This is a genomic window from Candidatus Poribacteria bacterium (genome assembly GCA_021295755.1).
GTDB lineage: Bacteria > Poribacteria > WGA-4E > WGA-4E > PCPOR2b > PCPOR2b.
Genome location: JAGWBT010000066.1, coordinates 14,590 through 29,730, shown reverse-complemented (window position 1 = coordinate 29,730; position 15,141 = coordinate 14,590). Strand labels below are relative to the sequence as shown.

The window sequence follows — 15,141 nt, the reverse complement described above, 5'->3', positions numbered from 1 at the left end:
CCCACAATCAACCCAATCACGCAAGCAATCGCCGTTAGTGTGCGCTTTTCAGCTTTGAGCGCCTGAGAAAGAGAAAAACTGTGTGCAGAAGGATTCGCGTAGCTGCGAAGGCGGGGAATGAATCTGGGAACGGCTGCATAGTAGGTTTGATATGGTCCCCCACAGAATTCTCGTAGATACGCTTCTTCAGAGGCGATAATCGGCAGGTACTGGACAAAATATCCTATCAGTAACACAATAATCATCCAGTAAACATTGGCAATAACACAAACACCTAGACTGAGTAGCAAGTTCCCCAAATAGAGCGGATTACGGACATGCGCGTAGGGCCCCGTCGTTACAAGATCACTCGCAGTACCGAGGGTCCGCGAACGAGTCGCACCACCGGCATAGCCAACCGCCCACAAACGTAAAAACTCACCAAGAATCAGAGGGATTACGCCAACTAGTGCGGAAGTGAACGTGGCACGGGCAAAACAGATTAAGATTAATATGAACGGGATGGCTGTGAGGCTGCGCAGTCGAAAGAAAAGGCGACCGATTGCAGGAGTGAAGCGTAAGACGTGAAACCTAATAGGTCTGGCCCTCCTGAAAATCTCGCTCTCTCGACTCACTTCGGCATCTTCCAGATCAGAATGCCTCCGATAGTCGCGTAAAGCACATTCGCACCCCAACAAGCAACAGCCGGCGGTAGTTTCCCATTCTCACCAAGTCCTTCAAGAGTTGCCAACGAAATTCCCCAGTACATAAAAACAAGGAAGAAGGCAACAAGCAACCCAGCGAAAAATCCCGCACCACCAAAGCGAATCGAAATTGGCGCACCAATCAGAATCACAACAAACGCCGCAAAGGGATACGCCATTCTATGGTGTAGTTTGACCTCCTCACGCCGTGTCACCTGCCCCGCGGTCTGTTTGTACTTAATCTGCTGCCGCAGCTCTCCAATTGTCATCGCCGATAGGTGTTTATTGCTCCCTGCGAAACGTTCCGGTTCCTCTGCTCGCTCGATCTGCTTGGTTACAAACGGTTCAAAAGTAGTTTCGGACGCTCCATCGAAATGACGGACATATCCCTTCGACAAATGCCACTGGTTCGGTGACCAAGTCGCTGAATCTGCAAAAATCTGGCGAGTAACCTTGTCATGCTGATCCAACTCATAAATCGTCATCCGATCTATCGTTTCATTCTCCAGATCCAGATTTTGGATGTAGAACAATCGATTATGCTGCCCCTTGAACACAACATTGCGACTCCGACGCAAACGAATCTTCTTCTGCAACTGATTGGCGCGATGATACGCAGGCGATGCAACCTGATCATAGAAAATCACAAAAGCGATACACACCAAAAACATAGATACGAGAATTGGGAGGAGGAGACGATAAACGCTGATACCAGCTGTCTGCATCGCAGCCAACTCGTTGTTTTCGACCTTTCGCCCCAAAACAAAGAATACAGCAAGAAAACTCGCCAACGGAATAACCTCCATACTCCGTCGCGGAGCTTGAAGGAGCACAATCTGAATCGCTGTGAGATAAGACACCTCCTCATCAAAACGCTTAATATCTTTGTCGAGCAGCCGAACAGTAATGACTAGCGCGATGAAAAAGGCTAGCGCAAACACAAAAGTTCTGAGGTATTCAATTAAAACATATCGCTCAAGAATTCTCATACTATATTCGACCTTACATCTTATGGAGAACTGTAACCCTATCGGTTAAATACATCTGAAACAACTCTTACTATATGTCAATACTGCGGCGGTGGTTTTAGGCGTTCGTTTTATAACAAGATAGTCAACACGTTCTATCAGTCCGACTCTCCAATCTCTTGGACTTTTGTCTCTTCAAGAGAAGGCGGCGGTTTCTGCTCTTGAGTCTGTTGCGTCTCCAGTTTTCCCTCCAAGATAACCCGCAGCGCGAACCCCAAACCCAATAACCCTATCACGAGGTTTGGCAACCAAACCGAAAAGCCGGGGGGCAGCGCACCGCTTCGTCCTGTATCCTGTCCAACCTGTAGCAGCAAGTAGTATACAAGAACAAGCCCAAGACCGATACCGAAACCCACCATCTTGCCACTCCGCTTCACAACCAAGCCAAGAGGCACACCAATTAGACCAAAGACAAAACAAGCAAAGGGAATCGAAAACTTCTTGTGATATTCAACCTGTGCATATCGCAACCTATCCAGACGAGGTTTCGATTGTTTTTGGCTTAAACCCTCCTTAAGTTCACCGATATGGACTTTCAACTTGGAAAGCGGCATATTTCGGGTGCTCTTGGATTCAAACTCCGTCCGTTCTAGCGTTTCCGTAAAGTCAAGGGCGATCTGATCTTCAGCAAAACTAGTTACCCGAAAACCGTTGTCACTACCGGAAACAGGCTCATAAGTAAACCCATCATAAAGCGTCAACCACGCCTGCCCATTCTTAAAATCGACTATAGCCCCCTTGGCATCAACAAAACGCGGCTGCCCCGACCATATTGAATCCCATACCTTCACATGCTCTAACCGCCCCGTATCCGGATGAGTTGACTCATATAGCCAGAGTTTCCCCTCGCGCTCTAACTCTTTCATAACCACCCCCTCCTCAAGAACAAAGGCAGAGTGACGCCTGCTTATGTCATGCTTCAACGAAACATAAGCAATGTTACCGCGAGGGAGTGCATAATCCATAAAAAAGAAGTCGAAAATGCATAGTAAACTAGAGACAGCAAGCAAGGGGAAAAGGATCTGATGGAAGCCTATACCGTGCGATTTCATGGCAGTAATTTCATTATCCGTTGAGAATCTACCAAGTGAGAGCAAAATCCCCACGAGCGTCGCCATCGGAATGGTTACAACAAGCGTGGCTGGCAGCACATAAATCAACAATTTAACCAAATAGATAGGACTGACACCTTTGCTTACAAACAGCTTGGTCAACCTGAAGATCTCGTCCAGCAACAGAATGGAGGTAAAGCAGATAAGTGCCAAAAGAAAAGGAGGGAAAAATTCTTTGAGGGTATATCTCGTTAAAATTTTCAAGCCCATTTAACTCCGTCGTAGATTCAGCCTCTGATTGAAGTAGAGGATGTTTAGCCTTAATTTTACCCTATGTCACAGGATCTTAGCAAGATATTAGTGCTGTTTGGTAAAGTGAAAATTCAAATTGTCAAAAAAAAATGACAAACTGGACCTCAAATTAGGCATCATCTGTAAATTTTTATTGACAAATCCGACCAAATATCTTATAGTTTCCTACTATATATCCGGTAGAAGATGCAATTTTCATACAATATCTTGTGTGCACCAAAATGGTCGATTGGCATTTCGCCTGATATACATACATATATAATCTACGTTTCGCCCTATATCTAACCGATTCGGAATCGTCAATCAAGTTCACTTTTCCGCAGCGTACAACATAACACGGAGAAGTCGGCGCAGAAAAACATCATCTGTAACCCACCCTTTCTTAGGTTCAAACTTAGGTTAATACATATTGAAAACAGTGGTCAGAAACGTATTATATCTTAGGACTCACGCAGTTGGTTCATAAGTCCCCCTGAGTTTCCCAAGTCCCCCTGACAAGGGGGATTTAGGGGGTTAGGGGGGTTTAGGGGGTTAAAAATAAAAAATCTCGCACTGCGTGCTAAATTTGCGTAAGTTCTGATCTATTATATCTTCTTTCCCCATTGAGGCTCTTCAATGACAAAACCTGTTTATTTAGTTATAATCCTATATCTCAGTCTTGGAATACTCATCTCCCATTCCGTTATCGCTCAAACTGAAGGCAGCGAGACAAATCCCTCCGAGTGGGCAGAACAACCCAGCCCAATCGAACCTACAACAGCCTCCTCACCGAGGAAAGCTACCCTGTCAACCGACCCAGAAGACATATCCCGAATTACCCAAATCGGCGGCAGAGTCAATCTCGGAAAAACAGAAATTGTCAATGATATCATCTTGATCGCCGGAGATGCAAAGATTCAGGGGCGCGTAAAGGGCTATGTATTTCTATTTGGTGGAAACGTCAAAATTGAGCAAGGCGCACAGATAGGCGGCAAAGTAACGGTAGTTTTGGGCGAAATTATCGGCAAAGAAGGCTTACTCAGCAATACCAAACATGAGACCGATGCCTACGAAGAGATTAACGGTTTCAAATTGGCAACCGCAGCCACTTCGCTAATGATGGAAGGAATACCGAAAGAAGCATGGGGCGATCGGCAATACGCATGGTTCGGTTGGGAACTGATGACCTTCATTACACTAACGCTCATCCATCTGCTAATCGTGCTGATATTTCCACAACAGATTAACAATATGGCATCTACCATTTCTCATCGTCCGATTGGAAGTACGCTGCTCGGATTGATCGTTCTGATAATCGTGCCTTATTTGTCAATCTTACTCATTCTCTCGATTGCAGGTATCCCGTTCGCAATGCTCTTAAGTGCCATCTTATTGCCGATCGCAATTTACGGAAAAACTGCAATTTTTCTCTCGATTGGAGGCACAATTTTCCCACAACAATCAAATGTTGTTGCGGTCGTTGTCGGATACTGGATTTATCGCATGGCAACGGTGATTCCCTACCTGAGTATTCCAACCTTCATTATCGCAAGCACCATCGGAATCGGCGTTAGCCTCCGAACCCTATTCGGCCAGAAACCAACTCGTCCTGCGAACAGCCCACGCAGGGAATATGCGCCTCCGCAGTTTCATCGATGATGCTAGAAGTACCCCAAATTGCTGGTAGTATACATATCGCTCTGAATCTCCCGATAAATCGGGATTCCTCCGATTTATCGGAGTCCTCGGAACGGAACAGATCTTATCGGGGGTCTATATGCCGTAACCCGAGCGCAAACTACGGCACAGTGCAGCGTGCCTGCTGCAACTGCACCAATGAACCAATGAACCAACACAAGTTTGAGGTGTGCCCTTGCGATTGGATCATCCTGGATTTCTCTGCTTACTCCTGCTTCTGCCGTTCCTCCTTTGGTATCTGAGCCAAAAAAACAGCGGGCGAATCCGCTTTTCAGATCTCAGTATCAGTCGCCAGATTGTGCCCAGTTTTTGGGTCAAATGTCTTCCGTTCCTAAATTTTGTGCGATTTTTTGTTATTGTCCTGATGATTTTCGCCCTCGCACGTCCACAATCGTCCCATAGTCGTCAACAGATCACTTCTGAAGGTATTGACATCCTGCTAATCCTCGATATTTCTGGAAGCATGCGAGCTGAAGATTTCAAGCCTGATAACCGTTTGCACGCAGCAAAAGCAGTCATCCACGACTTTCTAGATGACCGGAAAAATGACCGCATCGGACTGGTTGTTTTTGCCGGTGAAAGTTTCACACAATGTCCCCTCACGCTCGATTACCAAGTCCTTGGAAATTTGCTCCTCAATGTCGAGATCGGCATGCTTGAAGATGGCACTGCCATCGGGGACGCGCTTGCGAACGCTACCAACAGACTGCGTCATTCAACAGCCAAAAGCAAAATTGCGATTTTGCTTACCGATGGTGAGAATAACGCTGGGACCATTGATCCATTGACCGCCGCCCAAGCTGCTAAAGCTATCGGCGTCAAGGTGTATACCATCGGTATGGGGAAAGAGGGTGGCGCATTCATTCCATACCATGATCCGATTTTCGGACTACAGTATAGTCCCAATCGAACGTATGTAGATGAAAAAACGCTCAAACAGATCGCGGAGATTACAGACGGACGCTATTTCCGCGCAACGGATAATCAGAAACTATCCGAGATTTACCAAGAGATTAACCAACTCGAAACAACCAAAATTGAGGTCACAGAATACACCCGCTATAAGGAACTCGCTGCGTATCCCCTAATCCTCGCAACACTCCTGTTGATGCTGGAAATTGTCCTGTCAAATACCCGGATGCGAAAAATCCCGTGAACGCGAAAGGATAGTTCAATGGAAATATACCGATGGGAAGGAACGGGCTTCCGACAACTGGATCCGTCGCGCTTTGAAGAAGAACGCGATCTGGAAGATCTGCTCGAACAAGATCCCAACCTGCTTCTAGGAAATGAGCGCATCTGCATAATCAGCCGACAAATCCCCATCGGAAAATCTCAAAAAATCGATCTCCTCGCGCTTGACCGTCAGGGAAACTGCATCGTCATTGAACTCAAGCGGGGCAAAACCTCCCGTGCAGCGATTGCACAGATTCTAGACTACGCCGCAACTGTTGCCAAATTCTCATTCGCCGATCTCGATCGCTTTGCTGGACGATGGTCTCAAGGACAAGGACGCGAATTTACCTCCCTGCTAGCGCTGCACAGCGCATTCTTCGGCTATGAACTGGGGGCGATGAGGAGGTCTTCCTTTAATCGCAAGCAGCGGATGGTGCTTGTTTCCGAAGGGGTAGATGTCCGTGTCCTCGATATCGCCGAATATCTACGGCGCGTTGGCATCGACCTGACCTACATTTCCTACTTCTCCTACCAAGCCCCCGATGAACTCCTAATCGCCACAAAGACAATACTCGGCACCTCTGCCATTAAGGAATCCCGCGCCACCTATCAATACACGCCCCGGCAATTTCTAACCCGCGAACGTTTCCTTGCTACACTCACCAAGAATCAAGATCTTCATCAGGTTGCTCAGAAATTCTTCGATTACGTCGAGTCCTGCGGCGCAATTCTTCGTCCACGGATTGCCCAAATTCGCATGACAATTGGAGGAAGGTGGTGGATGGGTTCATATCCCTCAAAACGAGCGAACCACTTCCGAATCGATGCCCACGGCGATTTCATACCGAGACACATTGCCGAATGTCGATCGAAGCTGCCCGATGTAACGCCCAAGAGATTTGGGGTATCGTTCAACATCATGTCCCAAGCACATCTGGAATACGCTATCGAAATCTTTGAACGCACACGGAACACAATTTTAGAGGAATAAACCGAAAAAAAACAGGGGATCCCCTTACGTTTCCCGTCCCGATTTATCGGGATTCTCGGAACGGGACATTACGTTTTACGTTTCACCCCGCATACCCCATACACGCTCAGGAGAAAATCATGTCAGCTAAACTCAAGGTAGGTATCATCGGCACTGGAATCATCGGCAAAAGCCATGTGCGAGGCTATCAATCTATGCCTAACGATGTCGAAATGGTCGCCGTCGCAGACATCGATGAATCTGAAGCACAACGGGTCGCGCAGGAGCATGACATTCCGCACGCCTTTTCCGATTATCGCGACCTGCTAAAAATTGACGAAATTGATAGCGTGGATGTCTGTCTGCCCAACTTCCTGCACGCCCCCGTCACAATCGCAGCACTCGAAGCGGGAAAGCACGTCTACTGCGAAAAACCGATGGCAAAAACAGGTCCAGAAGCGGTCGCGATGTATGAAGCCGCACAGAGAACAGGGAGAAAGTTGTCAGTGCAAATGGCAACAGTCTTCACCAGAGAAACACGGACAGCCAAACACCTCATTGACGCAAATGCGCTTGGCAACCTATACTATGTAAAGACAAGCCACTACCGCCGTCGTGGACGACCCTACGTTGATGGCTATGCCACCACCCACTTCGTGCAGCGGGAGAAAGCCGGGGGCGGAACACTACTGGACACAGCCATCTATAACATGGCACGAATGGTCTACCTGCTCGACAATCCCGAGATCGAAACTGTAAGCGCGTCCACCTACCAAGAACTAGATATGGACGAAGGACGCAGACAAGACAGCGGCTACGATGTCGAGGAACTCGGCACAGGCTTCGTCCGTTTCAAAGGTGGGATTACCATGTTTGTCGAAGAGGCGTGGGCAGCAAACATGGACGGCGGTGAAGGTGACCGTATCATGGGTTCAAAAGGCGGCATCAAGCTAAATCCGTTTACCTTCTACACCGATCTCTACGACATGGATGCAGATGTAACCTTCGATATCGACGGCTACGAGAGACGAATGCGCTCACTCGGCTATATGGGAGATGGTTACGAAAGTTCACAGCAACATGTTGTCTGGGGCTTGCTGGGGCGTGTTGATATGATTGATACCGGCGCAATCGGCCTGACCGTCGCTCGCATCACCGAGGCGATGTACCAATCCGCCGAACAGGAGCAAGAAATCGATTTGCGGCAGGGATAGATTACTGTTTTCAAGTTTCACGTATCACGTTCTTTTAACATAAGCCTACTATTTCACCCTTATGGAGAAACTACACATTGACAAATATCGAATATACTTATCAGCGAACCTATCGAGGCCCGCTAAAAGCAATCATTCTAGACTGGGCGGGCACCACTATGGACTATGGCTGCTATGCACCTGCCGTTGTGTTCGTAGAGGTCTACAAACGCAAGGACGTTCCAATCACCATCGAAGAGGCACGCGTACCGATGGGAGCGCATAAAAAAGTCCACATTCGGAAAATCTCACAGATTGAAGCCGTGGCACAGCGATGGCAGGATGCCCATGGGCGTCAGCCGGACGAAGATGACGTCGAAGCCATGTTCCAAGAGTTCATCCCGCTCCAACTCGCTTGTCTTGCAGACTACGCGGATCTGATCCCCGGCACCTTAGAAGCTATCGCCGACTTTCGCAGCCGAGGCCTAAAAATCGGATCCACCACCGGCTACCTCCGAGAAATGATGGAACTCCTCCTCAAAGAAGCAGCAGATCGCGGTTACACGCCGGACACAACGGTCTGTGCCAGCGATGTACCAGAAGGTCGTCCCGAACCGTGGATGTGCCTACAAAACGCGATGAATCTGGGGATCTATCCGATGGAAGCAATCGTCAAAGTGGGCGATACCCTCCCAGACATCGAAGAAGGACTCAACGCCGGCATGTGGACCATCGGTCTCGCCAAAACCGGCAATGAAATCGGACTCAACGAAGGGGAAATCGCAGCCCTACCCCAAGATGTGGGGGAAGCCAAACTCGCGCAAGCATATACGCGACTGCATCAGACCGGCGCACACTATGTGGTAGATGGCATCTGGGATGTGCCGCCAATTCTCGATCTCATTGACGAACGACTACGGCGTGGCGAACGCCCATAATAAATATAAACATGAGTCGACTCAGCTAAACGGTGCCACTCTAAACATCACTGCCCCTCATATCTATAGTGGTAGTAAAATTTGATCCTCGATCTGCAGATGTTATACATTCACAGAGATTTTAAAAATAATCAAATTTTTATGTTGCAATTTAATTTTCATGATGTTATAATTCTTGACATAAATAATCAAGGCAATTTCTGAATAGGAAAAAAAAGATGCAATCTTTTGGTCAAAAAATCCGAACTTTTAGAAAAGCCAAAGCAAAATTACTTCGACAAGCTGCGGCAGATCTAGAGATGGATCAAGCGACCCTCAGCAAACTCGAAAATGGGATTCTACTTCCAAATACGCGCATATTACAGAAATTGAGCGAATACTACACTGTCCCATTAGAAGACTTAAAAACACCTGCACATGCTGAAAAAATTGTGAGAGACTATGGTCACTATGAACAGATTCAAGAGGTTATAGGACTTGTAAAAGAACTTCTTGAAAGTTATGAACCCAAGCCGAAAGAGTAACTGGAAGAAAGTGAAAAGGAAGTCTAATAATGATACAACTTGCACTTTTCGACGAGAATTACACCACTCATTATACCGAACAAGGCTTTACTTTTAAGTTTCCTCAAATCAGTGATGTTACCTTCTTGAACGGGCTTTTTGAACCTGTACATCGTTGGTTTCGTTTAACGCCAAGTTATTCACCAGAACTTGTTAGATTCTTTGCAAAAGAATTAGCATGTGACAACGATACCACTATCTGTGATCCCTTTTTAGGAAAAGGGACAACCGCAATAGAAATGAAAAAATTGGGTATACCATTTGTTGGTATAGAGATAAACCCTTTGTTGAAAATAGCTTCAGAGTACGCCCTTACCTGGGAGGTTTCCCCCAACCAGTTTGCAGTACATTTTTCAGAAGTCGAGAAAAAACTCATTGATCTCTTGGAAAGATGTCAGTCGATGTCAATAAACAGTGTTATGGAGAAATATAAACTTCAGTTACCGCCAATTCATAATGTTTTTCGATGGTGGAGAAAAGATGTCTTAAAAGAGCTGCTTTTAGTCAAGCATATTATCGAACAGATCTGCGAAACTAATTATAGTCAATTATATTGGATGGCTTTGTGTGCTTCGGCATTGGATTGCGCGAATATCCATCGAAATCATCCGACAATCTCCTTTGATGATAATCATACACGCCAAATAGACGTACGAAAGGACTTCACAGAGAATGTTGCACAAATTGTAGATGATTTGCAAACTTTGCCTCCACAAAGAGATTTTGGTAGAAGTCAAATCTTATTAGGAGATAGCACCAAAATTAGTCATCTAATAGACGAGAAAGTGGATCGTATTATCACTTCTCCGCCCTATCCGAATCGTTTCAGCTACGTTCATACCACACGTCCTCAACTGTTTTTTATGGGAGTTTTTGGTAATGCGGCTCAATCATCCGAACTTGATTTGGCTGCAATTGGGGGAACTTGGGGCAGAGCGACATCAGTTCTTTACGATGATGTGATTCAGCCATATCCGCACTTAAAAAAAATCCTCACACCGATCATCGACGAATTACGTCCCCAAAGCAACCTAATGTGCAATTATGCCATAAAATATTTCAATATGATGGATGAACACATCCGAGAATTGCACAAAATCACCACTACCAACTTTCGGGGTGCGTATGTTGTTGGAAACTCTAGGTTGAAAGGTGTTGAAATCTTGACCGATGTTCTTCTAGCTAAAATATTTGATATAGAAGGTTTTAACGTCGATCAACTACTTGTACTCCGCAAGCGCGGCGGAAAAAAGGCATTGTATGAAACCGCTGTTTGCGTGAGTAAATAGCATTACATCATCTCAAATATGCTATCCATCAATTTTTTGATGGTTCCCCTTTCTTGCCTAAGAAATTCATATAAGTTGAATTGAGTCAGTTCATATACAAAATCAAAAGCATTTTTCCCTTCATAAACATTCCAGTAATTTGATAACCGTCTCACCGGACTTGGAAGAGATGTAACACAGAAGATTAACATAATCGGCTCAATCCGATCATGTTTAAGGTTAAGTGCCAAATCGCGGTCTGCTTGGATTCGTTTCGAGTCACCGATTTGATAGCAAGAACGCACCTCAAAAGCCATGCCGACAGCATCTTCAATTGCAGCGAATTGGGAAAGTCGTGTTTGGTCAGTACCAGAGTAGTCAACGAAACGAATCAAACCATCTGTAGACCGTTGTTGCGTTTCTCCGTTAACACGGATATCAACCGCATACTCCAAATCGCTTTCTGGTACGTTTAGTTTTTCTCTCAATAGAACCTTGAAAAGCTCCTCGTATAGATCTCCTAGTTTACGGTGTAGGCTAGTGATTAGATTACCACCAATTCGTGCTGTAATATACTTAGGCTGATAAAGAAAAAATGGTGCAAAAGCTGGATCGTTCCTTAATAACGCAGCAAAATCTGCTGTGGTTTTTATTCCTTCAAATTTTTTATAAGGATCATAATTAAGGATAACTGATAGGTTTTCCTCAATAACAGCGCGGAGTTTTGTGTCTATCATTTGCCCTCTCCAAATCTAGGTTAAAAGAATACGGATTTAGTCCATCTATTGTTACGTGCGGGTTGACACCCGGTTTCAATTAAGCAAGGAGAATAAACCCATGACCAACACAACCTACCGGGCAGGCATCATCGGGCTCGGTTTTATCGGCGGGGCGGATCAGGTCTCTGGAGATGCCCTCGGTCAGCAGGTTAGCGGTCTCGACGGCACACACTTCGATGCCCTATCCAACCATTCCCGCGTCAATCGGATTGTCGGCAGTAGCCGCGATCCCGGACGGCGAGAACGCTTTGCACAACGCGCAAGCACAACGACCTACGCTAACTGGGAGGAAATGCTGGCTCTAGAGCCACTCGACATTGTGAGTGTAGCAACCTACGCACCGGTACACGCAGAGATCACTGTTGCGTGCGCCAAACAGGGGATTCGCGCTATCTACTGTGAAAAACCGATAGCAACGCAACTCCCCGACGCCGAACAAATGCTCGAAGCATGTGCCGAAGCAGGTGCGCTGCTGGTCCTCAACCACCAAAGACGGTTCAACCTCAACCACCGCCGACTACGAGATCTGATCGCCGTAGACGGTCTGGGAGAATTGACCTCGGCGTCCTTGCAATGGGGATCTGGCAGATTGGGAAACGTCGGCACCCACATGATCGACGCCCTCCTTATGCTCACCGGCAGAAAGATTGAAGCGATCTCCGCCACACTCGATCTCGCAGGTAAACCCGATTGCCGTGGACCCGCATTCCGTGACCCCGGCGGGTGGGGCGTCATAAAACTGGCAGGAGGAATTATGGTCACAGTGGACGCAGGAGACTACGCCACAGTTCCGGGACAGATCATCCTCAACGGCACCGAGGGGCGTGCTATCTCCGACGGCAGCAATGTAACCCTCGAATACTGGGACGGACGCCAAGAACATTGGAGTAGCGCTAACGATAGCGTGTCGGGAATGGACCGAGCAGTCTCAGAAATCGTGGAGTGGCTTGACGGCGGAACCAACTTTCCATATCCTGCCTCCGAAGCTGTCGATACGCTGGAAGCCATCGTCGGCTTTCACGCCTCACACGCGCGCAATGCGACGTGGACGGAACTTCCACTGTCCGGTTCTGACCGTGAGCGCGAAGTCCGCAGCGGGTAGCGATACGAGGAAAATTTTCAATCCAGCAATAGAGGATCCGAACATGCAGCATAGAGCAGCACAGTTCTTAAAAATTCTATGCCTTTTCATTAGTATTGCACCTGCTTGGGTCGCTTGTCGCAGCGACGTTCATAAGACCTCTAGTAACACAGAAACAACAGAAGATATAAAATCAACTGAATCTATCGCCCGCCCATCAAAAACTCCTTTACCTCGCCTGCCTTCAAACCTCGTATTGGCATCAGATCCCATCTCGGTCAATAGGCAAAAGTACCCTCCGCCCTCCAAATACAACGAAGTCCCCTTCTTCGCCGACTTAGTTTCCGCTGGCAAATTACCGCCCATCTCCGAACGCCTCCCCGTCGAACCGTTTGTGGTAGGACCTGGAGTGCTGAACTCCGAACAGTGGCTCGATTGGGAGGTCGGGAACTACGGCGGCACTATCCGCACCACCAACCTCAACGGCTCTATGCACGAATTGGCGTTGGCGATGGGGATGACCATTCTCAGGGCACCCGACCAGAGTACCAAGGACCCGCTTCCCGCCATCGTGAGCAGCTACGAGATTAGCGCAGACTTCACTCAATATACACTCACCATCCGCGAGGGTATAAAATGGTCTGACGGCGTCCCCGTTACCACCGAAGATGTGCGCATGACATTCGAGCTCTACGGCGACGAGCGGATTTATCCAAGTTTCCCCATCAAAGCCAGAACCTTAGGGCGGGCAGACGGGACACCCGGTAAACTCACCATCATTGATGAGTTGACCTTCAGAATCACCTTTGATGCCCCTTATGGTCAATTCCTAGCGGAACTGTCTTCTTGGATTCCAGATTATACCCTACTCTTTAGACCCGCCCACTTCATCAAACAGTTCCACGCAGACTATACCGACATGGCTAAAATTCGACCGATCCTCGATGAGTTGGAGATGAGGACTTGGGAAGACCTTGTCATCCTCAAGGACATGCGCCACTGGGAATTATACCGCGAACACGGCGTCGGTGTCCCGTCACTGACCCCATGGATCGCCGAGGAGGTCACTAGCTCGGTGGTCAGGGCAGTTCGCAACCCTTACTATTGGAAGGTCGATATCGCCGGCAACCAACTTCCTTACATCGACCAGGTCGAGGCAGAAGTCTCAAACCAACTCCAGTCTATCACTCTGAAAACAGCTGCTGGGGAGTATGATGTCGTTACCTCTTTCGCCCAAATCAGGGAAATGCCCCTCTATCGAGAAAATGCCAAGAGATCCAACATTAAGACAGTTCTCCACGGTTCAATCAACAACCCCCCGATTCTGTTCCTCAATCACGATTATGACTACGAAAATGAGGGCAGCGTCTGGCAGCAACTCGTCTCCGATCCACGTTTCGGCAGCGCGATGGCAAGCGCAATCGACAAGGAGGACGTGAACAACACCCTCTACTTTGGTCGTTACACCCTCGACGGCTTTACCAAAGAGACCTTTGATCCCAAGGCATCTAACAAGCTGCTCGACGAGATTGGCATGATCAAACGCGACGCTGACGGCTTCCGGACCGCCCCAAATGGGGACCGTTTCGAGTTGACAATTACCACCGCTGAAATCTCACCCGATTTTCTCGGCTTAGGCGAACTCTTAAAAGGCTACTTTGAAAACGTCGGGATTCGTACTACGCTTGACGTGATTGGCAATTCACTGTTCGGTCAGCGCATGAACGGCAACGAACTCATGGCTACGATCCACTGGAGCGACGAACCCATCTGGGCACCCGGCATATCCGAGGACTATTGGCCCGGATTTAAGGGGCACTGGGCACCCATGTCAGAGATGTACTTCAACACGAACGGCGAATCTGGACGGAAACCCCCGCCTTATTTGCAAGAGTTTTTCGATTTACACGTAGCTCGAAAAGTCGTTCCACCTCAGTCAGAAGCGGGGGAGGCACTTTATGCCGCCCTCGTCCGCTGGTTCTCACAACACTACGTCACCATCTGGCCCGTGGGCAGAATGACAGTTCCCACCGTGTACAACGCCGATCTGGGCAACGTGATTAAAGACGGCTATCCTTTTGACCGCGCCTTGGATTACGGCATGGAGCAGCTTTTCTTTAAGACACCGCAATAGCGACACCAACAAAGTTCACGCAGGATTAAAAGTTTATACCAATTCTGATAGAGAACAACCCGTTCTTAAAACGTGAAACGTGATGCGTGAAGAAAACTGACGCTTTTGAACTCATGAACCCTTGAACCACTGCACCCCTTGATAGAATCGGGATTAAAACCAACTTATCAATACCCATTGGTTTCTGTCCGAATCGTAGGGCAAAATTATTTATGGTGAATTAGAGAAATAAGTGGACATTTACCAATAACTTCGACCTTCACGAAGCTTCCAAAGTCCCCCTGAAC

The 15,141-nt window shown here is 47.5% G+C and carries 13 protein-coding genes; 9 read left to right on the top strand and 4 right to left on the bottom strand.

The window, feature by feature from the left end; all coding sequences use genetic code 11:
* From J4G02_11175 to J4G02_11165, 3 genes are all read right to left on the bottom strand, one after another.
* The coding region (locus tag J4G02_11175; protein MCE2395138.1) for an isoprenylcysteine carboxylmethyltransferase family protein at positions 1 to 614 on the bottom strand (614 nt) is incomplete at its 3' end.
* Positions 611 to 1,672, bottom strand: a complete 1,062-nt coding sequence (locus J4G02_11170; GenBank protein ID MCE2395137.1) for an LptF/LptG family permease — start codon at positions 1,670 to 1,672, stop codon at positions 611 to 613. The genes J4G02_11170 and J4G02_11175, both read right to left, overlap by 4 nt.
* 137 nt (positions 1,673 to 1,809) lie before the next feature.
* Entirely contained in the window at positions 1,810 to 3,027 is a 1,218-nt protein-coding gene (locus J4G02_11165) for an LptF/LptG family permease (protein MCE2395136.1), read from the bottom strand.
* A gap of 663 nt (positions 3,028 to 3,690) precedes the next feature.
* Between J4G02_11165 and J4G02_11160 the strand changes: the two genes are divergently transcribed.
* From J4G02_11160 to J4G02_11130, 7 genes are all read left to right on the top strand, one after another.
* Positions 3,691 to 4,713 carry a hypothetical protein gene (locus J4G02_11160; GenBank protein ID MCE2395135.1) on the top strand — a complete coding sequence of 341 codons (1,023 nt, stop codon included), beginning with the start codon at positions 3,691 to 3,693 and terminating at the stop codon, positions 4,711 to 4,713.
* Between the two features lie 214 nt (positions 4,714 to 4,927).
* Entirely contained in the window at positions 4,928 to 5,908 is a 981-nt protein-coding gene (locus J4G02_11155) for a VWA domain-containing protein (protein ID MCE2395134.1), read from the top strand.
* An 18-nt stretch (positions 5,909 to 5,926) separates the two neighbouring features.
* On the top strand, positions 5,927 to 6,919 hold the full coding sequence (locus J4G02_11150) for a DUF91 domain-containing protein (protein ID MCE2395133.1): 993 nt from the start codon (positions 5,927 to 5,929) through the stop codon (positions 6,917 to 6,919).
* Positions 6,920 to 7,038: 119 nt separating this feature from the next.
* Entirely contained in the window at positions 7,039 to 8,112 is a 1,074-nt protein-coding gene (locus J4G02_11145) for a Gfo/Idh/MocA family oxidoreductase (protein MCE2395132.1), read from the top strand.
* A 77-nt stretch (positions 8,113 to 8,189) separates the two neighbouring features.
* Positions 8,190 to 9,029: a phosphonoacetaldehyde hydrolase gene (locus J4G02_11140; GenBank protein MCE2395131.1), complete on the top strand. Its 840-nt coding sequence runs from the start codon at positions 8,190 to 8,192 to the stop codon at positions 9,027 to 9,029.
* Between the two features lie 218 nt (positions 9,030 to 9,247).
* Positions 9,248 to 9,553 carry a helix-turn-helix transcriptional regulator gene (locus J4G02_11135; GenBank protein MCE2395130.1) on the top strand — a complete coding sequence of 102 codons (306 nt, stop codon included), beginning with the start codon at positions 9,248 to 9,250 and terminating at the stop codon, positions 9,551 to 9,553.
* 29 nt (positions 9,554 to 9,582) lie between these two features.
* Complete coding sequence (locus tag J4G02_11130; protein ID MCE2395129.1) at positions 9,583 to 10,881, top strand: hypothetical protein; 1,299 nt, start codon at positions 9,583 to 9,585, stop codon at positions 10,879 to 10,881.
* 2 nt (positions 10,882 to 10,883) lie between these two features.
* Here the strand turns inward: J4G02_11130 and J4G02_11125 are convergent, their stop codons facing one another.
* Entirely contained in the window at positions 10,884 to 11,597 is a 714-nt protein-coding gene (locus J4G02_11125) for a hypothetical protein (GenBank protein MCE2395128.1), read from the bottom strand.
* Between the two features lie 100 nt (positions 11,598 to 11,697).
* Here J4G02_11125 and J4G02_11120 point away from each other — a divergent pair, with 100 nt between their 5' ends.
* Both J4G02_11120 and J4G02_11115 read left to right on the top strand, forming a co-directional pair.
* Positions 11,698 to 12,741 carry a Gfo/Idh/MocA family oxidoreductase gene (locus tag J4G02_11120; GenBank protein MCE2395127.1) on the top strand — a complete coding sequence of 348 codons (1,044 nt, stop codon included), beginning with the start codon at positions 11,698 to 11,700 and terminating at the stop codon, positions 12,739 to 12,741.
* A gap of 43 nt (positions 12,742 to 12,784) precedes the next feature.
* Positions 12,785 to 14,854: a hypothetical protein gene (locus tag J4G02_11115; protein MCE2395126.1), complete on the top strand. Its 2,070-nt coding sequence runs from the start codon at positions 12,785 to 12,787 to the stop codon at positions 14,852 to 14,854.
* Positions 14,855 to 15,141 lie beyond the last annotated feature (287 nt).